The organism is Rhizobium sp. 05N430 (genome assembly GCF_056396985.1).
The window spans coordinates 1-20557 of record NZ_JBFTMO010000002.1; the positions used below are offsets into that span (position 1 = coordinate 1).

Here is a 20557-nt window from a genome sequence, read left to right on the forward strand (position 1 = left end):
CGAAAATGCCAGCGTCGGATTACGCTCAGTAACGCCATGTCGATCACTCCAGAGCCCCCGCTGAAACCACAGGGGATGATTGAAACATGGGTCAATTCTCAGTGATATTTACCCGAAGTCCCGGGTCAGCTCTCAGCGCAAATCAACAATCATACGCCTATATCAGCGGATGCCGCCCCGAACAGAACGTCTTCTCCGCGGCTGATTGGACCGCAATCGTTCCCGACAATTCGCTGGCAACCATGCTGTCGAAGCTTGCGGAAAAGGAAGGCAATAATTTGATCACGAAACCTCCGCGTGGCCGTCCGAAGACGAGGAAGGGTAGTAAGAATGGCAATTAGTCTCCCCATCAAGCCTCTGGAGCCGTTCCATACCTTCGTGTCCCGGTACGCGTATCATCGTGGAGTCCGCTTGGACGAGTACAGCTTGCATACCGGTGTGCAGGTGGCCTATCCCCGGCCCCGCGATATCGCCAAAATCGCAAAGGACACTCAGAACACAGCGGTCACCCTTGCTTTTCACACGAGCCCTGCCCCCAGCCAGCGATACAGGCGGGTCTTCAATGAGACAGTCGTGGGACCGGACTTGGAGAAGGTCGTAGGGCGGTTTTGCCCCCGTTGTGTTTACAACGACTACGCCAGCGAAGCGCGGAAGCCCTTTGGCGAGATCTATTGCCGTGCGCACTGGGAGTTCAGGTGCATTTCTACCTGCGTTGAACATGCGTTAGATCTGGTTGAGATTTCTAATCCTTATCCTAGCCGCTATTGTACAGACTTCACCCAACGCATTTCAAAAGAATGGAACCGTGTCGTTGACCTGAACGCGACAGCTAGGGCCGTGCCCGTCTCTGGTTTCGATCGCTATTTCACCGGGCGTCTCGGCGGGCAGCGGGTTGCTGTCGATTTGCTAGACGGCCTTCCGTTTCATGGAGCCGTTCGCCTGTGCGAGATTGTCGGTGCGCTCGTGCTCGATCAGAAAGCCTCTGGCGTTCATAAACTGCCGACGACGGAACGGGTGTTGATTGCTCGCCATGGTTTCGAAACACTATCGGGTGGCTACCAAGCATTTGAGAAATTTCTAACGTCTCGCGACAAGATGCAATTCGATATGAACGATGGTCCGCGCGTGCGGCCTTGGCCACGCAATTGTTACGGGCATCTGCACACCTACGTGCTTAGTCTACGCGGAAAGCCAGAGTTCAAGACCCTGGTTGATTTCATGGAAGCGCATATCTGTCGCGTCGCGGACGAAGCCAGCGAGCAGATCACTCTCGGCGATCTGCCCGTGAAAAGCCGCTACAGCATTTCGTCCGCCGCGTCAGAATATTGTCTTGATCCGGAAATCGTCCGGAGCCGTCTGGTCGAGGCGAAATTGCTAGCACCCGAGACTGGTGTGCGAGACCGTAAGATCTTGGTATCCCCCAATGTCATCGACGATATCATGGCCAAGCACGACGATGTCATTCCGCTTACGAGGGTGGCCGCGATCTTGAGCATTCAGTGGAGTACGATGCAGCGGTTTGTCGAACAAAAGCTGATCCAGCTAGTTCGCCCCGAGTGCTATGGACGCCACAAGGGCCTTACGTCAGCTTCTGGTTTGAAAGCGTTGGTCGAAAACATCCGCCGGAAGACCTCGATTACAACGTCGGTCCGTGGGATGGCTCGGATCACGCAGTTTGGCAACGGCCTCGACGCCGCCCGCATCATCGCGCTCGCCCTGGAGGGTGCCGTCACGCTCCATACCTTGGACAACGGGCCTACTCGGCTCGCAAACCTCTGGGCGATGAGATCTGAGGTGCATGCGGCCGCGAAGATCAATAATGTGACGCGAGCGGTCAGCTTTCGGGCTGCTGCGAAGCGGCTAATGATCCCGCACCACATTGTACCGAAGCTCATCGATCAGGCCCTTCTTCGGACGGGAGGCTATCCGCTCAAGAATGGAACGCTCGCGGTTGGTTGCACAGTGGCGTCTATCGATAAATTCGCAAAAATTTATATCAGTTATGCAGAGATTTCGGCGACGAGAACTGTTCCGGAAAATTTCGCGCAGATTGGTCCACATCTCCGCTTTGGAGCAAGCGGCGGAATCTACCGACGGGCAGATCTCGCGCAAACCTCCAATACAAAGCTGCGCAAAGATAATGGGAGGTTTTCTTAGTCATCTTCGATCACTCGCGCAGTCTCCTACTCTGCTGGCACCGTCGCCCCTGCCCAGAATGTCTCAGTTCCAACGCGGACGACGTGGGCATTATGGAGCATATATGTTGGAAATAGAGGGATGATAGATGAGCAACGATTGGGCCTATCGAAGAAAAGGTTGGGAGCCAGCGATTGATCATTTCTCCCGACGTACCTCGCTTGTTTGTTGTTCGTAGAGAGATTGAGGTTCCCCGCAAGGTCTTTCGGGTTGCGATATCGACCATAGATAGAGCTAGGCATCGTGTCGCGGATCGCGTGACTGCCGAGCACAAGGTCGCTGCACACGGCTAATGGGATATGCAAGAAGGACGACGTTTGCGTGCTTCTGCATTTCGCTGGAATGCCGACGAGACCAGCTTAATCTGAATTACTTAAGCCGGACGCCCCATTTGTGGTCTCGACCTCGCTGATTTTCGGACCCCGTGGGCGAAAACATGGTCTGGATGTCTCCGCTCATCACGACCCACTAAATAAAACTCATTCGCGTGTAGAAGCTGACATCTGGTGGTCATTTTGCTCATGCAGCCATCCCGGACACAAGAGACGAACTCTCACCTGTCGCCGCTAGCCGCTGCGCCACTCTACAATCCGGGTGCATTGAGATCAATGCGGTGCGCACCTAGCGGCGGGAGATCAAAACACGCGAGAGCGCATTGAGCGTCGGGCCATAAAGCTGATCTAAATTCCCGCTTTGTTCCACGCCAATTCTTTCATAGTCGTGGATAGACGCATCCTTTTGCAAAGATAGAGATTCCCGAGCATTCGTGCCGTTGCAAGGTCGCTGTGTGGTTTCTGGAGGCGCTACTTATTGCCCTAGCCCTCTTCATACCGACATTCCGGGAGGTCGCTCTATTATGTAGGGCCTAATAAACTCGTCCGGCAAGCATGAGAATTTGCGCCAACGAATAAATGGCCGAGAACCTAGTGACCGCCAAGCCGATATCCATTGCAATGTAACAATCCATCTGACTGTGCTCCCGTCAAGATCAGTCCGTGAGGGCCAAACCAGCTTCAGTTCTCGTTTTCTCAGCACCTTCTCTCGTCGCATCTCGTGATCGATCGAAGCGGGATCGATACGTGCATATTCTTCGACCTATCAAACTCCGTGCCCATTCCGAGCGACCCTCCGTTCACAGTGATAAACGCTTCAGTCCGACACCATCCCGCCGGCATTTCTCGTAATGACACAAAAAACTGCTTTTTTGGTACTTAAAGAAGAACTTCGCTTATTTCGGGCGTTGAAAACATGGAGGTTTTACAAGAATCGTGACTAATGTAAGCCGCTTATCCAGATAACACTCGACAGACCCTCAGAGCGAGAACGGATCTTCCCGATACGCCTCGCGAGAACCTTTGCGGATTTTCGACCTTGAGAGTTCGAGTGTATCCGGCTGATCGACCGGTCGCCGGGATGACAGCCGCTTATTGCGGAGCGCTTTCGACGAAGCAGGAAAGAAGTGAAATCGCAGCCAGCGCGACGCGCCTTCCCGATAAAAACAGGTCCATCGGAGAGCAATTCCCTTTGCGGCGTTTCGTCTTGCCAGAAGCAGCAAAAAGGCCCAATTCCAAAGGACTTATCTCATGATGACATGACAATGCGATGGCGGCTTCTGTGCGAAAACGCGACACCGCATAAGTTGTGTTGACAACGCCATCGGGGCAGCCAAGAGTGCGGCCCGATCAGCGCAGCCGCCCGGGGGGACTTGATGTCTGTACGCTCTTTCTTCGCCTTCGCCGCCATCGCCTTTTCCGCACTTGCGATCAGCCTGCCAGCCGGCGCCGCCGACGCGAAGCGCGATATCCAGACGATCAAGGATGCCGATTTCTTCGGCTTCGATCTCAGGACGGAGCAGAACGTCTCGCTCGACCAGTGCAAGAAGTCCTGCATCGGCGACAAGAGCTGTAAGGCCTTTACCTATAATCCCAAGGTCAGCTGGTGCTTCCTGAAATCCGACTTCAAGACGATGAACGCCTTCCCCGGCGCGATCGCCGGCCGGATCGTCGAGACGACGGCCGCCGCCATTTCGCCGGAGCCGGATCTCGGTGCCGCGCCGCGCCTCAACTTTCTCTCGGCCGACGTCATCCAGCAGGCCCGCGACTACAAAACCAACAACGAGCTGACCGAGGCGCAGGAAGGGCAGTCTGTCGATAATCTCACGGCGACCGCCCGCCTGGATCTGACCGCCAACAATCTCGCCGCCGCGCTGGAATCCTTCCACGGCGCATTGGCGCTCACACCCAACGACGGCGACCTCTGGCTTGAAACCGCGCGCGCCGCCAATTCGCTAGGGGGCACCGACAGTCAGGTCTTCGGCCAGGCGCAGCTCGATGCGCTGAACGCCTATGACCTGACCCGCACCGCCTCGAAGCGCGCTGACGCGCTGGCCGTGCTGGCAACCTCGCTGTCGAAAAACTCGAACTACCGTGCGGCACTCAACGCCTACAAGGCGAGCCTGGCGCTTGCGAGCTCCAAGGAAGTCAACGACGCCTATCTGAAACTCAAGGCCGAGCAGGGTTTCCGGATCACCGAGCATAATGTCGATGCCGACAGCGCCAATCCCCGCGCCTGTGTCACCTTCTCGGAATCCTTGGTCAAGACGACGGATTACACGCCCTTCGTGACGCTGAACGGCCAGGCGCCGAAGGCGCTCGAAGCCAAGGACAAGCAGATCTGCGTCGAAGGTCTCGTTCACGGCGAGAACTACAAGATCGTTTTCCGCTCCGGCCTGCCGTCCTCGGTCGATGAGGTGCTGGAAGCGCCTGTCAGCCTCGACATCTACGTCAAGGACCGCAGCCAGACGGTGCGCTTCACCGGCGACAGCTTCGTGCTGCCTTCCACGGCGCGCCGCGGCATTCCGCTGGTGTCTGTCAACATCCAGTCGGCGGCGCTGAAGCTCTACCGCATCGGCGATCGCGGCATCGCGCCCCTGCTGACCAATTCGCAGTTCCTGACGCAGCTCGACGGCTACAGCGCCCAGCGCATCGAAGACGAAAGCGGCGAGCTGGTCTGGCAGGGTTCGATCGACATCGCCAACGACCTGAACAAGGATGTCGTCACCAGCTTCCCCGTCGATGAGGCGCTGCCGCAGCGCAAGCCCGGCGTCTATGTTCTGATCGCCTCGCCGGCCAACGCGCCCGCAAATGAATGGGATAGCAAGGCGACGCAATGGTTCGTCGTCTCCGATGTCGGCATCACCACCTATGCCGGGACCGACGGCCTCAACGTCTTCACCCGCTCGCTGGCTTCCGCCAAGCCGATTGCCGGCGTCGAGCTGACGCTGCTTGCCAAGAACAACGAAGTTCTCGGCACCGCCAAGACCGACGATAGCGGCCGCGCCACCTTCACCGCCGGCCTGATGCGTGGCACGGCGGCGCTGACGCCTGCCGTCATCACCGCCAAGAACGGCGATTCCGACTACGTCTTCCTCGACATGACGCGCGCCGGCTTCGACCTCTCCGACCGCGGCGTCACCGGCCGCGCTTCGCCGGGCGCAATCGATATCATGACCTTTACCGAGCGCGGCATCTACCGGGCCGGCGAGACGGTGCATGCGTCGGCACTGGCCCGCGACACCGACGGCAAGGCGATCGAGAACCTACCGCTCACCTTCGTCTTCCTGCGCCCCGATGGTGTGGAAGACCGCCGCATCGTCAAGGAAACCAGCGATCTCGGCGGCTATACGGTCGATCTGCCGGTGCAGCAGAACGCCATGCGCGGCACCTGGACGATGAACATCTACACGGATCCGAAGGGTGCTGCGATCGGCACCAAGAGCTTCCTGGTCGATGACTTCGTGCCCGATCGCACCGACATGGAGCTGAAGACCGCCGCCAAGGAAATCGGCCCGGATACGCCAGCGACAATCGAAATCAACGGCAAGTATCTCTATGGCGCACCGGCTGCCGGGCTCACGCTCGAAGGCGACGTCGTGCTGAAGCCGACCCGCGAAAGCGCTGCCTTCCCCGGCTATTTCTTCGGCCTTGCCGACGAAGAAGCCTCCGAAGAAAACCGCCAGACGATCGAAGGCCTGCCCGAGCTCGATGAGAACGGCAAGGCATCGACCGATCTGACGGTCGGCGACCTGCCCGCCACCACCCAGCTGCTCAACGCCACCGTCTATATCCGCATGCAGGAACAGGGTGGCCGGGCGCTGGAGCGCTCGCTGGTGATCCCGGTGAAGAACCAGGGTCCGATGATCGGCATCAAGCCTGAATTCTCCGGTGACGTCGCCGAGAACTCGACCGCCTCCTTCAACGTCATCGGCATCACCGCCGAGGGCCAGAAGCAGGAGGTGAAGGGCCTGCGCTGGAAGTTCTACAATCTCGAGCGCGAATACCAGTGGTATCGCGACGGCACCGCCTGGAAATACGAGCCTGCCTACAACGCCCGCCAGGTCGCAGACGGCGTGATCGATGCCGGAACGGACGGCGGCAAGATTTCCGTGCCGGTCGGCTGGGGCCGCTATCGACTCGAAGTCGAAAGCCCGGATGCCGACGGCCCGACCTCAAGCTTCGAATTCGACGCCGGCTGGTTTGTCGAGACGACCTCGACGGAAACGCCTGATGGTCTCGAAATCGCCCTCGACAAGGACAGCTACAAGGTCGGCGAAACCGCCAAGCTGAAGGTCACCTCGCGCTATGGCGGCGAGCTGATGGTCACCGCAGGCACCGAGAACCTGGTAGCCGTGCAGAACGCCACGATGGGCGAGACCGGCGGCGAAGTCGATATTCCCGTCACCGCCGATTGGGGTGCGGGTGCCTATGTCACCGCCACGCTCTTCCGCCCCGGCGACAGCCAGGACAATCACATGCCGATGCGCTCCATCGGAATCAAATGGCTGAAGGTCGATCCCGAGCAGCGCGCGCTGCAGGTCAAGGTCGACGCACCTGAGAAGATGCTGCCGCGCGGCCCGCTGAATATCAGTCTCGCGGTTGCCGGTGCCGGCGCCAACGAGGATGCCTATGTGACGGTTGCCGCCGTCGATGTCGGCATTCTCAACCTGACGCGCTATGAGGCGCCGAACCCCGAAGACTGGTATTTCGGCCAGCGCCAGCTCGGTCTCGAAATCCGCGACCTCTACGGCCGCTTGATCGACGGTTCGCTCGGCGCAACCGGCAAGCTGCGCACCGGCGGCGATGGCGGCGCCGTGGCGCTCTCGGCCAGCCCGCCGACGCAGAAGCTCGTCGCCTTCTTCTCCGGACCGGTCAAGCTCGATGCCGAAGGCAAGGCGAATGTCAGCTTCGACATTCCGCAGTTCAACGGTACGGCCCGCGTCATGGCGGTTGCCTGGTCGAAGGACGGCGTCGGGCATGGCGTCAAGGATGTCATCATCCGCGATCCTGTCGTCGTCACCGCCAGCCTGCCGCGCTTCCTGGCGCCGGGAGACAAGGCAGAACTGCGCCTCGATATCGCCAATACCGATGCGCCAGCTGGCGACTTCAAGGTGGCGATATCGGGCAATGACGCTGTCGGCGTCGATGCCGCCTCGGCTTCCAAGACCATTCATCTCGATGCCGGCGCCAAGTCCGACCTGACGCTTGCCGTGATCGGCAAGCAGCCCGGGCAGGGTTCCGTCTCGATCAACCTCTCGGATGCCTCGGGCCTCTCGCTCGACCAGACTGTAGACGTGCCGGTTCGCCCGGCTTCGCTGCCGGTCACCGAGCGCCGCGTCATCGCGCTGAAGCCGGGGGCCTCGTTGAAGATCGACAAGGAGCTGCTGGCAGACAGCGTGCTGCCCGGTGCCTCCGTCAGCGTCAATGTCACCCGCTCCGCCGCTTTCGATATCCCGGCACTGCTGATGACGCTCGATCGCTACCCGTTTGGCTGCGCCGAGCAGACGACGAGCCGCGCCATGCCGCTGCTTTATCTCGGCGAACTCGCCAAGCAGAACGGACTTGAAGACGACGCCGATGTGAAGAAGCGGGTGCAGAACGCGATCTACCGCGTGCTATCCTATCAGGCATCCGCAGGCAGCTTCGGCCTCTGGGGACCTGACTCAGGTGACCTCTGGCTCGATTCCTACGTCACCGACTTCCTGACCCGCGCGCGCGAAGAGAAATACGACGTACCGGATCGCGCGCTCGTGCAGGCACTTGAAAACCTGCAGAACGCGCTGAGCTACGACGTCGATGTCAAGACGCAGGGCGACAACATCGCCTATGCGCTCTACGTTCTCGCCCGGAACAAGAAGGCGGCGATCAGCGACCTGCGTTACTACGCCGACACGATGATCAACGACTTCCCGACGCCGCTCGCCAAGGCCCATATCGCCGCAGCGTTGGCGCTCTATGGCGATGCCGCGCGCTCGAAGAACATCTTCGTCGATGCGCTGCAGATGACCGAGACATCGATGGTCCAGCGCGTCAATCTCTCGCGCACCGACTATGGCTCGATCCTGCGTGATGGCGCGGCGATCCTGGCGCTGGCGGCCGAAAGCCGTCCGGTGCCGCCGGTCATTCCGGAGCTCGCCAAGGCCGTCGCCAAGGAGTTCAACCGCTCGAAATGGACGAGCACCCAGGAACAGGCCTGGATGCTGCTGGCCGCCCGCGCCATTCAAAGCGGCGACGACGCGCTGAAGGTCGATGTCACCGGTGCTGAACATACCGGCTCCTACATGGCGTCGATGAGCGGTGATGCGCTGCTGAACAATCCGCTGACGCTGACCAGTGGCACCAGCGACACGGTCTCCGCCGTGGTGACGACGGTTGCCGCCCCGGTGACGCCGCTGCCCGCCGGCGGCGACGGCTTTGCGATCGAGCGCAGCTACTACACGCTCGATGGCGAGGAGGCGAATGTCAGCGAAGCCAAGCAGAACGAGCGCTATGTCGTCGTGCTGCATGTCACCGAAAGCAATAACTGGCCGTCGCGCATCGTCGTCACCGACCTGCTGCCGGCCGGCTTCCAGATCGACAATCCGAGCCTGGTCGATAGCGCCCAGCTGACGAATTTCGACTGGATCGGCGAACAGACGGCCGCCCATACCGAGTTCCGCGACGACCGCTTCGTGGCGGCCTTCAACCGCTCGGAAGGCGACAACCGCGAGATCAACGTCGCCTATGTCGTGCGCGCCGTGACCCCCGGCACCTACGATCATCCGGCTGCCGTCGTCGAGGATATGTACCGGCCGCAGCTCTCGGCCCGCACCGCGACCGGCAAGATGGAGGTTGTCGCAGCACAGTAATGCGGCTCTGGCACAGGCTCACCATTGCATCGGCCGCCGGCGTGATCTTCGCCGGCGCGCTGGCGCTTGGCCTCGATGCGCTGGACAAGGCCTATCCGCCGCCGCTCGATGCTGCCGGACAGGTTTCCGCCGAAGTGCTGGATGCCGACGGCCAATTGCTGCGCGCCTTCGCAACGCCCGAGGGACGCTGGCGGCTGAAGACCGATGTCTCCGACGTCGATCCGCAATTCCTGCGCATGATGGTCGCCTATGAGGACCGGCGCTTCTACGACCATCGCGGTATCGATGCGCTGGCGATCGGCCGGGCAGCGCTGCAGCTTGCCACCAGCGGCCGAATTGTCTCCGGCGCCTCGACGCTGTCGATGCAGGTGGCGCGGCTGATCGAGCCGCGCAGCGGCCGCTCGCTGTCGGCCAAGCTGCTGCAGGTGGTGCGCGCGATCCAGATCGAACGGCGGCTATCGAAGGAGCAGATCCTCGATCTCTATCTGACCCACGCCCCCTATGGCGGCAACCTTGAAGGTGTGCGGGCAGCAAGCCTCGCCTATTTCGGCAAGGAGCCGAAGCGGCTGACGGTGGCACAGGCCGCCCTCCTCGTTGCCCTGCCTCAGCTTCCCGAAAAACGCCGTCCTGATCGCAATCTCGCCGCCGCGGAAGCCGCGCGCAAGCGGGTGCTGGAGCGTGTCGCAGTTGCCGACGCCGTCGGTGATGGCGAAGCCGGGCGTGCCGAGGCGACGCTGGTGCCAGCGCGGCGCATGCAGCTGCCGGCGCTTGCGGCGCATGTTGCCGAAGCGGCACTGCGCAAGGCGCCCAAAGAGCGCGAGCACAGGACGACGCTGAAGAAACAGGTTCAGGAAGGGCTGGAGCTGACCGCCAGAAATGCCGCCATGCGGCTCGGCCCGAAGCTGTCAATTGCCATGGTGATGGCGGATGCCCGCTCCGGCGAGATCGTCGGCGAGGTCGGCTCGGCCGATTATTTCGACGCCAGCCGCTCCGGCTGGATCGACATGACCCGCATCAGCCGCTCGCCTGGATCGACGCTGAAACCCTTCATCTATGGGCTGGCCTTCGAGCAGGGGCTCGTCGCCCAGGAAACCATCATCGAGGACCGTCCGGCGGATTTCTTCGGTTACCGTCCGCGCAATTTCGACATGAGCTATCAGGGCGACGTGACAATCCGCGAGGCGCTGCAGCTGTCGCTGAATGTCCCGGCCGTGAAGCTTCTCGACGCGGTGAACCCGACGCGGCTGATGGTGCGCTTCCGCCGCGCCGAGGTGCAGCCGAGCCTGCCGCCGAACGAGACGCCGGGTCTGGCGATCGGCCTCGGCGGCGTCGGCATCACGTTGAAGGATCTGGTGCAGCTCTATACCGCGCTCGCCAACAACGGCCAGCCGGTGAGGATCGGCGATGGCGTGACCGGTATCCCCGGCAAGATCGACGGTGAGCCACTGCTCGAACCGGTCGCCGTCTGGAACATCGCCGATATCCTCTCCGGCGTCATCCCGCCCGCCGGCGCGCCGCAGCGCGGCATCGCCTACAAGACGGGCACGAGTTACGGCTACCGCGACGCCTGGTCGGTTGGCTATGACGGCCGCTACGTCCTCGGCGTCTGGGTCGGCCGCCCCGACAACGGAGCGGTTCCGGGGCTGACCGGATACGGCACCGCAGCGCCGATCCTCTTCGAAGGTTTCGCCAAGTCCGGCATCGCTACGACTCCGCTGCCCCGTCCGCCCTCCGGCGCGATCCGCATCGCCAAGCAGGACCTGCCGGCCAGCCAGCGCCGTTTTGCGCTGAATGCCAGCGGCCTTCTGGTCAATTCGTCACGCGAGTCCGCACCGCAGATCGTCTATCCGCCCGAGGGCGCGCATGTCGATCTCGGCGCCAAGAGCGGCGATCTGTCACCGCTCGTGCTGAAGCTGCAGGGCGGCCGGGCGCCGTTCCGTTGGCTGGCAAACGGCAAGCCGCTGCCGGATCTCTCGCGCCGCCGCACCAATCAGTGGCTGCCGGACGGCGGCGGTTATTCCAAGCTCACCGTCATCGACGCCATGGGCCGTGCGGCCAGTGTCGGCGTCTTCATCGACTGATGTCCCGATTTTTCGGCGGCGTTGTCGGAACCTGCGCGGCCTCTGCGTCCTTGGTTCAGAACAGCACGAGGAGACCGCAACGCGAGACCTGATCCTGACCATGGCCATGTCGCTCGACGGCTTCGTCTGCGGTCCCGAAGGCGAGATCGACTGGATCTTCAACGGCGACCAGGAGGCGATTGCCTGGAAGGTTGAGACGGTCGCGGATGCCGGCCTGCACATCATGGGCAGCCGCAGCTTCAGGAGTATGGCGGGGTTCTGGCCGACCGCGGCGGGGCCATTCGCCGCGCCGATGAACGAGATACCGAAGGCCGTCTTCTCGAAGTCGGGAGCGGCCATCCTGGGGGCCGCCGAGACCGGCAATTGGCGGGACGCCTATGTGGCGAGCGGTGATCTCAGCGAAGAGATCGCCAAGCTCAAGGCCACCAACGGAAAGCCGATCGTTGCCCATGGCGGGGCCAGCTTCGCCCGGAGTCTCATCGCCGCCGATCTGGTCGATCAGTACCGGCTGATGGTCTACCCGTTGGCGCTCGGCAGCGGCCTGCCGATCTTCTCCGGCGTCACACCGCTCCGCCGCCTTGAGCTGGTCAGTTCAAAGAGCTTTCCAAAGGGGACGCAGGCACAGATTTTCCGCCGCGCATGACGATGCCTGCGCGGGCCTGACAATAGGCGGAAGAAGATTGCTCCGCCGACTGGCGCAAGAGTGAAATGGCGGGAACAAAAGCCCGCCGCCGCCGTTCCGGATCGTTATCCTTCCGAACAAAGGCGGCTCATGACGCTTCCCACATCCACCTACCGGCTCCAGTTTCGCAACGGCATGACCTTCGACCATGCGGCCGAACTCGTGCCCTATCTCAAGGCGCTCGGCATCAGCCATCTCTATGCCTCGCCGATCTTCACGGCGGTCTCCGGCTCGGCCCATGGCTATGACGTCACAGATGCCAACGAGATCGACCCCGCGATCGGCGGCCGCCAGGGGTTCGAGCGGCTCTGCGCCGAGCTCAAGGCAGCCGGTCTCGGGCTGATCCTCGATATCGTGCCGAACCACATGGCAGCCTCGACCGAAAATGCCTGGTGGTGGGATGTCCTGCGTCATGGAAACCAGAGCCGCTATGCCGGCTATTTCGACATCGACTGGTCCGAACCGCTGACGCTTCCCATCCTCGGCAAGCCCTTCGAAGAAGCACTGGCCGATGGCGAACTCAAGGTGGTTCGCGACCCAGAGACCGGCGAGCAGACCCTTGCCTATTTCGAGACGCATCTGCCGTTGCACCAGGATAGTGCCGAAACTGGCGACATTGCCCAGCTCCACGCGGCGCAGCACTGGCGGCTGACGCACTGGAAGTCGGCCGCATCTCATCTGAGCTACCGCCGCTTTTTCGAGGTCACCGGTCTCGCCGGCCTGCGCGTCGAGGACGAGGCCGTCTTCGAGGACAGCCATCGCGTCATCCTCGATCTTGTCCGGGCGGGCAAAGTGCAAGGCTTGCGCCTCGATCATATCGACGGCCTTGCCGACCCCAAGGCCTATCTGGACCGGCTGCGCAAGGCCGCCGGACCGGAGACTTATATCATCGTCGAAAAGATCCTCGGCCATGGCGAGAGCCTGCCTTCCGATTGGCCGATCTCGGGGACGACGGGCTATGAGTTCATCTCCGCTCTTGCCGATCTCTTCATCGACCCCAAGGGGATGGCCGAGTTGCAGAAGGCGTATGCGACCGTCGCGCCGGCCAACGCGGATTTTCAGGCGGGGTTGAGAGGCGCCAAGACGCTGATGGTGGAGCGGAATTTTGCCGGCGAGGTGAACCGCCTGGGCAAGCTCGCGACCGCCGCGCTCCCCGACACGCCGGAAGCGGATATCAGGAACGCCATTCGCGAGCTTCTGCTCGCCTTTCCTGTTTATCGAACCTATGGACAGGGCGGTGTGATGGACGCCCGCGAGGCCACGGTGCTGGAGGAGGTAAAAGGATCGGCCGTCAGGCATGTCAAAGACCGCAGGGCGCTGGACGGCGTCTGCGCATTGCTGACCAACGGCCGCGCGGAAGAATTCCAGCGGCGCTTCCAGCAGTTGAGCGGCCCCGTCATGGCAAAGGCGATGGAGGACACGCTGTTCTACCGCCATAACCGGCTTCTCGCCGCAAACGAAGTCGGCGGCGAGCCGGACGCGATTCCCGAAGGCGTCGAGGCTTTTCACCGCGTCATGCAAAAGCGTGCGGAAGAACAGCCGCATGGGCTTTCGACAACCTCGACACACGACACCAAACGCGGTGAAGACGCCCGCGCCAGACTTTATACGCTCAGCGAGGAACCGGACCTGTGGCGCCGCAGCGTCGAGCGCTGGCGCGAGATGAACCGCGAACACCTTACCGAACTGCCGGGCGGCCTCACGCCAGAGGGCAATGTCGAATGGATGCTCTACCAGGCGCTGGCCGGCATCTGGCCTGAGGATTTCAGCGAAGGCCGGGCGGAAGCTTTGACGGAGCGATTTGCCGCCTATGCCGAGAAAGCGATCCGCGAGGCGAAGCTCGGCACCAGCTGGGACGAACCGCATGCGGGATATGAGGCCGCGGTGCATGCTTACGCATCAGCGCTCACAGCCTCATCGAAGCTCACCTTCCATGAGGACTTTGCCGAAACGCTGCGGCCGCTCCTTTCCGCCGGCTATCTCAACAGCCTGTCGCAGACGCTGATCAAGCTGACCGCTCCCGGCATCCCCGATATCTATCAGGGCGCTGAAGGCTTCGACTTCAGCCTCGTCGATCCCGACAACCGCCGTCCGGTCAATTTCAAGGCACTCCGCAAGTCGCTTTCGGCGCATGGCGAAATCGGTGAGCTGACGGCACCGGTGCTGAAACAGCGGATTATCGAGATCGGCCTGCACCTGCGCCGCCGCCAGCCACAGCTGTTTGCCGCTGGCCGGTATCTGCCGCTCGGCATCGCGGGAAGCCGGAAGGACCACGCCGTCGCCTTCGCCCGGCAGCTCGACGGCGACTATGCGATTACGGTCGTACCACGCCTGATGCTCGGCTGGCTGGATCCCGGTGTATTGTTTTCAGGGCCGGAGTTCTGGGCCGATACCGCAATCGAGATACCGCCAGGTCTGCAGGGCATCAAATGCGATCTCCTTACCGGACATCATCTCGATCCCGGACCAAGGTTGCCGCTCGCCGGTATTCTCGGCGTCCAGCCAGTCGCCCTGATCGAGCCTGATTGACGATTTTCAGGCGGGATGAAATTTCCCGCTTGACCTTCCAGTTGCTGGAAGGTTCATAAGCCTATCCACTGCCCTTGCGGGCAAAGGAGAGTCTTATGGATAATCACGACCATTCCCATCATCACGGCCACGGAGCGCAGGGCTGCTGCTCCGGCCATAGCCACGGTATACCAGCCGAAGCGCGCGTCACGCGCGATCCTGTCTGCGGAATGACGGTCGATCCGGATGCCGGCAAGCCGAGCCTCGTCCATGAAGGCCATACCCACCATTTCTGCTGCGACGGCTGCCGCAAGAAGTTCGAGGCAGCGCCCCAGGATTATCTCACCGCCAAGGATCCGGTCTGCGGCATGTCCGTCGATCGCTCAACGGCGAAGCATTTTTTGAAGCACGAGGGCGACAAGTTCTATTTCTGCTCGGCAGGCTGCAAGGCGAAGTTCGAGGCAAGCCCGGGCGATTATCTCGATGGTAATCGCCCAGAGGCAAAGCCGATGCCGAAGGGCACGCAATATACCTGCCCGATGCATCCTGAGATCGTCAGCGATCATCCCGGCGACTGCCCGAAATGCGGCATGGCGCTGGAGCCGATGGGCATTCCGCCCGCAGACGAAGGCCCGAACCCGGAGCTCATCGACTTCACCCGCCGCTTCTGGGTTAGCGCTGCGCTGGCCGTTCCGCTGCTGGCACTGACCATGGGGCCGATGATCGGTCTGCCGCTGCGCGAGATGATAGGCGAGGCGCATGCCGTCTGGCTCGAACTGGCGCTGGCGACACCCGTCGTGCTCTGGGCCGCCATCCCCTTCTTCCGCCGTGCCTGGGCCTCGCTTGTCAACCGCAGCCCGAACATGTGGACGCTGATCGGCCTCGGCGTCGGCACCGCCTATCTCTACAGCATCGTCGCGACATTTGCGCCGGGCCTCTTCCCGATGAGCATCCGCGGCCACGGCGATACGGTGCCTGTCTATTTCGAGGCGGCCGCCGTTATCGTCACGCTCGTCTTCGTCGGCCAGCTTCTGGAGCTGAAGGCGCGCGAGCGCACCGGTTCGGCAATCCGCGCCTTGCTCGATCTTGCCCCGAAAACCGCGCGGCGGATCACCACCGATGGCAGCGAGGTCGATATCGAAGTCGATGACATCGCCAAGGGTGATCGCCTGCGGGTCCGCCCCGGCGAGCGCGTGCCGGTAGATGGATTGGTGAGCGAAGGGCAGTCGACCGTCGATGAATCGATGATCACAGGCGAGCCGCTGCCGGTCGAAAAGACCAAGGGCGATGCCCTCACCGGCGGCACGATGAACCGCAACGGCAGCTTCATCATGACTGCCGAACGGGTCGGCGCCGAGACGACGCTGTCGCAGATCGTCGATATGGTTGCCAAGGCGCAGCGCTCCCGCGCGCCGATCCAGGGCGCCGTCGACCGCGTCTCTGCCGTCTTCGTTCCCGCCGTCGTCGCTGTCGCAATCCTCGCCTTTGGCGCCTGGATGATGCTCGGTCCGGAGCCACGGCTTGCCCATGCACTGATCGCGGCCGTCGCCGTGCTGATCATCGCCTGCCCCTGCGCTCTCGGCCTGGCAACGCCGATGTCGATCATGATCGCCACCGGCCGCGGCGCTCAGGAAGGCGTATTGATCAAGGATGCCGAAGCGCTGGAGCGCTTCTCCAAGGTCGATACGCTGATCGTCGACAAGACCGGCACCTTGACCGAAGGCAAGCCGCGCCTGACCGGCACGGTTGCCCTTGAGGGCATCGACGAAAACCGGCTGCTTGCCGTGGCGGCAAGCCTCGAACGCGGCTCCGAGCACCCGCTCGCCGAAGCAATCGTCGCCGGTGCGGAAGAACGCGGCATTGTACTTTCCGAAGTCACATCGTTCGATGCCATCACTGGCAAGGGTGTCACCGGCCTTGTCGGTGATGCGAGAATCGCGCTCGGCAATGCCGCGATGATGCGGGATCTCGGGGTCAATACCTCGGCGCTCGACGAAGACATCAGCGCGCTGCTCGACGATGGCAAGACGGTGATGTTCGTCACCATTGACGGCAGCCTCGCAGGCTTCGTCGCTGTCGCCGACCGGATCAAGCCGACGACGGCGGCGGCCATCCGGGCGCTGCATGACAGCGGTCTGCGGATCATCATGGCGACCGGCGACAACGAGCGGGCAGCAAAGGCCGTTGCCAAACAGCTCGGCATCGACGAGGTGCGTGCCGATGTGTTGCCTGAAGGCAAGAAGGCGCTGATCGACGAGTTGCATGCCAAGGGCGCAGTTGTCGCCATGGCTGGCGACGGCGTCAATGATGCGCCGGCGCTCGCCGCAGCCGATGTCGGCATCGCCATGGGCACCGGCGCCGATGTGGCGATGGAAAGCGCCGGGATCACCTTGGTGAAGGGCGATCTTACAGGCATTGTCCGCGCCCGCCGTCTGGCAGAGGCAACGATGCGCAATATCCGCCAAAACCTCGGCTTCGCCTTCGGCTACAATGCGCTCGGCGTTCCCGTTGCGGCTGGCATCCTCTACCCGGTGCTCGGCCTGCTGCTCTCGCCAATGATCGCGGCAGCGGCGATGAGCCTGTCCTCGGTCTCGGTCATCGCCAACGCGCTTCGACTGCGCATGCAAAAGCTCTAGGAGACTGCCATGAATATCGGCGAGGCATCGGACCGGTCCGGTCTTCCGGCAAAGACGATCCGCTATTACGAGGATATCGGCCTGATCCGCCCTGAAAGGGGCGGAAACGGCTATCGCGACTACGACCTGTCCGATGTCCACAAGCTGCGCTTTCTGCAGCGCTCCCGCGGCCTCGGTTTCTCGGTCGAGGAATGCCGCCAGCTTCTCGCGCTTTACGAAGACAAGAGCCGCGCCAGCGCCGACGTCAAGGACATCGCCCAGACCAAGCTGACCGAGATCGACCAGAAAATCCGCGAGATGATGGAGCTGCGCCGCACCCTCGAGCACCTCGTCCACGCCTGCCACGGCAATGACCGGCCCGATTGCCCGATCCTGGATGGGCTTTCGGATGGGGCCAAAGATTAGAAGTCAGGGCCGATTGCCTCGATATCCGTAAGCGCAAAGCCCGCATCCTTTGTCAGGATCGGAACGTTCTGACCTTTCGCAACTGCATAGTGAAAGCAATCGGCAAGATTGAGCGCATTGTTGCGGTTCTCATCGGCATAACGATGGCGCCCGTGAAGATCGAAAGCCTTCAGGGCCAGGCCGTTGTCATCAGGCGTCACGGGAAGCACGGTGATTTCCGCCAGCCGGATAAATTCATCGAGGCTTGCCTGAGCCTCAGCCATCGAGCTTTGAGCCTTTTTACGATAGAGCGCGGCAGCCGCTTCCCAGACGGCAATCACGGATGTGCAAAGCGATCCAGGTACCGCCTCTTCTAGGGCAGCAACAAAACCTTCGGATCGCGGCTCCTCCAACAGTATGGCAAGCATCGCTGACGCATCAACAAACATCAGTAGTCGCCACTCAACTCGTCGAAGAATGCTTTGTCCAAAACCACCTGATTGTCAGGCAGGGCCGCTATCCGCCTCTGCAGCGGCTTTAGCCGGGCAGCAAGCGGTAACTTCTCGTCATGACGACGAAGTTCACCTTCCAAGGCGAGGAGAACGGCTTCTGTCTTGTTGACATGCTTTTTGGCTGCGAGCTCTTCAGCCAGCTGATTGACACGCTCGTTTCTGATATTCAGCGGCATGCTGCACCTATGTGTAGACGGATTCAATGTAGCGTCTACACATCGCCTGGACAATATCAGAAAAAAATTTGATGCCGCCATGGAATAAATCCCGTCCAGCATCCGTATACTCAATCATGGAACGGAAAGAACGCCCATTCGATGTCATCGGACAGCTCGCAGCGCTCAGGCGCTATGCGAGCGCCTTGGTGCGCAATTCGGATGAGGCCGAGGACTTGGTGCATGATGCGCTGGTGCGTGCCTACGAGAAGCGTCAGAGCTTCCGCGGCGGCGGCAATCTTCGCACCTGGCTGCTTTCCATCGTTCACAACGCTCATATCGACCGTGTTCGCCAGAACCGGTCGCTCACACGCAGGCATGACGAAGCGGCCCTCGAGGCGGACCAGTCACTGCCGGCGGGACAGGAACATGCCGTGCGCCTGCAACAGGTTCGCGACGCGTTCTTCAACCTGCCGGAAGAACAGCGTGAGGCGCTGCATCTCGTCGCCATCGAGGACCTGTCCTATCAGGAAGCGGCAGCTTCGCTCGGCATTCCTGTGGGAACGCTGATGTCGCGCATTTCGCGAGCCCGCGCCCAGCTTCGTGAATTCGAGGAGAAGACACCGCGCGTTTCGCACCTGCGCCTAATCGGAGGGAACGGCAATGAAAGCAGTTGATCCGATCATCGACACCGATCTCGACGCCTATGTGGATGGCGAGCTCGATGTGGCGCGCCGCATCCAGGTGGAATCCTACCTTTCGGAGAACCCGGATATCGCTGCGAAGGTAATGGCCGATCTCAGCATCAAGGGCGAACTGCGCCTGGCGCTGGCCGGCGAGAATGCCTTCGGCCGGATCGAAACCCGGGATGCCGCACGGCGGCTGGAGCGTGGTCTGTCCTATGGCCGCATCCTGCACACCGTTCAGCGGATCGCTGCCGTCACCGTACTGGTTGCTGCCGGCTGGGTCGCTCATACGACCTTCGGTGCCTTCACGGCCACTGAAGTGGCAGCCTCGACGCCGGCTCCGGCCTATGTCGAAGACGCCGTTCGCGCCTACCAGACGGCGCAGCTGCGCCAGACCGTGCCGTCACAGGCTGCGGCACCACATTACAACGCCGACGAGATCCGTGCGGCGACTGCAATTACCATGCCGGAACTGCCGAAGGGCTGGAAGGTCTCTGATGTTCAGATCTTCCCGTCTGCATTCGGCCCGAGCGTGGAGATGGCTATCCAGGAAGCGAACGGCAAACAGCTCTCGTTGTTTGCCGTTAGGCCGGGGGCGTTTGCCGTGCAACCGGTTGGCCATCTCGCGCTCGACAATACCGAAGCTGCCTACTGGCAAATCGGCGAAGTGGCCTATGCCCTCGTTGCCGGTGATGGTGGCCTCAATCTCGACAGGGCGGCCGAAGGCCTAGCCCGCTCGCTCTACTAGTTCAACCCGAGGAGATCGCAATGAACCAGATCAATCCGCGTTACGGCTACGGCTCTGCCGCCGGCTCGCAGGCGCTCTTCGACGAGGGACTGCGCCAGCATATGCTGCGCGTGTACAACTACATGGGTGTCGGCCTCGTCATTACTGGCATCGTCGCATTCATCGTCGGCTCGACGCCGGCACTCTACGTGCCGATCTTCCAGTCGCCGCTGAAGTGGGTCGTCATGCTCGCTCCGCTGGCCTTCGTCTTCTTCTTCTCGTTCAAGATCCAGACGATGTCGGCCAGTGCCGCACAGATGATGTTCTGGGCGTTCTGCGCCGTCATGGGCCTGTCGCTGGCCTCGGTGTTCCTGGTGTTCACCGGCACCAGCATCGCCCGCACCTTCTTCATCGCCGCAACGATGTTTGGCGCGACCAGCCTCTATGGCTACGTCACCAAGCGTGACCTGGCGAAGGTCGGCTCGTTCCTGATGATGGGCCTGATCGGCGTCGTCATCGCCAGCATCGTCAACATCTTCCTTGGCTCGTCTGCGCTGCAGTTCGCCATCTCGGTCATCGGTATCGTCGTCTTCGTCGGCCTGACCGCCTGGGACACGCAGAACATCAAGGAACAGTTTTCCGAAAACCACGATCAGGAATCGAACCAGAAGCTTGCCGTCTTCGGCGCTCTGTCTCTCTACCTGAACTTCGTCAACATCTTCCAGCTGCTGCTCAACTTCACGGGCGAGCGGGAATAGGACTGCGCTTCTGGGGGCAATGGAAGCGCTAGAGCGTCCGGCCCGCAAT

The 20557-nt window shown here is 61.7% G+C and carries 12 protein-coding genes; 10 read left to right on the forward strand and 2 right to left on the reverse strand.

Going from position 1 to position 20557, the window contains the following annotated elements; genetic code table 11:
• Window positions 1-330 precede the first annotated feature (330 nt).
• The 7 genes from AC1DJO_RS03915 to cueR all read left to right on the forward strand — a co-directional run bounded on the left by AC1DJO_RS03915 (window position 331) and on the right by cueR (window position 17691).
• A complete protein-coding gene (locus tag AC1DJO_RS03915; RefSeq protein ID WP_477969241.1) occupies window positions 331-2157 on the forward strand; it encodes a TniQ family protein in 1827 nt (608 codons plus the stop codon).
• A 1747-nt stretch (window positions 2158-3904) separates the two neighbouring features.
• A complete protein-coding gene (locus tag AC1DJO_RS03920; protein WP_477969243.1) occupies window positions 3905-9379 on the forward strand; it encodes an MG2 domain-containing protein in 5475 nt (1824 codons plus the stop codon).
• Window positions 9379-11460: a penicillin-binding protein 1C gene (gene pbpC / locus AC1DJO_RS03925; protein WP_477969245.1), complete on the forward strand. Its 2082-nt coding sequence runs from the start codon at window positions 9379-9381 to the stop codon at window positions 11458-11460. Before AC1DJO_RS03920 ends, pbpC begins: the two co-directional genes overlap by 1 nt.
• A 100-nt stretch (window positions 11461-11560) precedes the next feature.
• Window positions 11561-12103, forward strand: a complete 543-nt coding sequence (locus AC1DJO_RS03930; protein ID WP_477969247.1) for a dihydrofolate reductase family protein — start codon at window positions 11561-11563, stop codon at window positions 12101-12103.
• Between the two features lie 129 nt (window positions 12104-12232).
• Window positions 12233-14671 (forward strand): malto-oligosyltrehalose synthase, encoded by a 2439-nt coding sequence (gene treY, locus AC1DJO_RS03935; RefSeq protein WP_477969249.1) that lies wholly within the window; start codon window positions 12233-12235, stop codon window positions 14669-14671.
• A gap of 95 nt (window positions 14672-14766) precedes the next feature.
• Window positions 14767-17286 carry a heavy metal translocating P-type ATPase gene (locus tag AC1DJO_RS03940; RefSeq protein ID WP_477969251.1) on the forward strand — a complete coding sequence of 840 codons (2520 nt, stop codon included), beginning with the start codon at window positions 14767-14769 and terminating at the stop codon, window positions 17284-17286.
• A gap of 9 nt (window positions 17287-17295) precedes the next feature.
• On the forward strand, window positions 17296-17691 hold the full coding sequence (gene cueR, locus AC1DJO_RS03945; protein ID WP_477969253.1) for a Cu(I)-responsive transcriptional regulator: 396 nt from the start codon (window positions 17296-17298) through the stop codon (window positions 17689-17691).
• Here the strand turns inward: cueR and AC1DJO_RS03950 are convergent.
• Together AC1DJO_RS03950 and AC1DJO_RS03955 are read right to left on the reverse strand one after the other, a co-directional pair.
• Window positions 17688-18119, reverse strand: coding sequence for a PIN domain-containing protein (locus tag AC1DJO_RS03950; protein WP_477969255.1), 432 nt, complete (start codon window positions 18117-18119; stop codon window positions 17688-17690). The genes cueR and AC1DJO_RS03950 overlap by 4 nt on opposite strands.
• A complete protein-coding gene (locus AC1DJO_RS03955) occupies window positions 18119-18358 on the reverse strand; it encodes a type II toxin-antitoxin system VapB family antitoxin (RefSeq protein WP_477969257.1) in 240 nt (79 codons plus the stop codon). Before AC1DJO_RS03955 ends, AC1DJO_RS03950 begins: the two co-directional genes overlap by 1 nt.
• A 116-nt stretch (window positions 18359-18474) precedes the next feature.
• Here AC1DJO_RS03955 and AC1DJO_RS03960 point away from each other — a divergent pair, with 116 nt between their 5' ends.
• The 3 genes from AC1DJO_RS03960 to AC1DJO_RS03970 are packed head-to-tail and all read left to right on the forward strand — an operon-like array spanning window position 18475 to window position 20508.
• The gene (locus tag AC1DJO_RS03960) at window positions 18475-19014 is read left to right on the forward strand and encodes a sigma-70 family RNA polymerase sigma factor (protein ID WP_477969259.1); all 540 of its coding nucleotides are present in this window, start codon (window positions 18475-18477) and stop codon (window positions 19012-19014) included.
• The gene (locus AC1DJO_RS03965) at window positions 19001-19771 is read left to right on the forward strand and encodes an anti-sigma factor family protein (protein WP_477946265.1); all 771 of its coding nucleotides are present in this window, start codon (window positions 19001-19003) and stop codon (window positions 19769-19771) included. Before AC1DJO_RS03960 ends, AC1DJO_RS03965 begins: the two co-directional genes overlap by 14 nt.
• A 20-nt stretch (window positions 19772-19791) precedes the next feature.
• A complete protein-coding gene (locus AC1DJO_RS03970) occupies window positions 19792-20508 on the forward strand; it encodes a Bax inhibitor-1/YccA family protein (protein WP_112388911.1) in 717 nt (238 codons plus the stop codon).
• The last annotated feature ends 49 nt before the right edge of the window (window positions 20509-20557 follow it).

Bases quoted from the DNA above. Each gene is read 5' to 3' on its own strand.
- AC1DJO_RS03915 (WP_477969241.1), top strand. From the start codon at position 331: ATGGCAATTAGTCTCCCCATCAAGCCTCTGGAGCCGTTCCATACCTTC.
- AC1DJO_RS03920 (WP_477969243.1), top strand. From the start codon at position 3,905: ATGTCTGTACGCTCTTTCTTCGCCTTCGCCGCCATCGCCTTTTCCGCA.
- pbpC (WP_477969245.1), top strand. From the start codon at position 9,379: ATGCGGCTCTGGCACAGGCTCACCATTGCATCGGCCGCCGGCGTGATC.
- AC1DJO_RS03930 (WP_477969247.1), top strand. From the start codon at position 11,561: ATGGCCATGTCGCTCGACGGCTTCGTCTGCGGTCCCGAAGGCGAGATC.
- treY (WP_477969249.1), top strand. From the start codon at position 12,233: ATGACGCTTCCCACATCCACCTACCGGCTCCAGTTTCGCAACGGCATG.
- AC1DJO_RS03940 (WP_477969251.1), top strand. From the start codon at position 14,767: ATGGATAATCACGACCATTCCCATCATCACGGCCACGGAGCGCAGGGC.
- cueR (WP_477969253.1), top strand. From the start codon at position 17,296: ATGAATATCGGCGAGGCATCGGACCGGTCCGGTCTTCCGGCAAAGACG.
- AC1DJO_RS03950 (WP_477969255.1), bottom strand. From the start codon at position 18,119: ATGTTTGTTGATGCGTCAGCGATGCTTGCCATACTGTTGGAGGAGCCG.
- AC1DJO_RS03955 (WP_477969257.1), bottom strand. From the start codon at position 18,358: ATGCCGCTGAATATCAGAAACGAGCGTGTCAATCAGCTGGCTGAAGAG.
- AC1DJO_RS03960 (WP_477969259.1), top strand. From the start codon at position 18,475: ATGGAACGGAAAGAACGCCCATTCGATGTCATCGGACAGCTCGCAGCG.
- AC1DJO_RS03965 (WP_477946265.1), top strand. From the start codon at position 19,001: ATGAAAGCAGTTGATCCGATCATCGACACCGATCTCGACGCCTATGTG.
- AC1DJO_RS03970 (WP_112388911.1), top strand. From the start codon at position 19,792: ATGAACCAGATCAATCCGCGTTACGGCTACGGCTCTGCCGCCGGCTCG.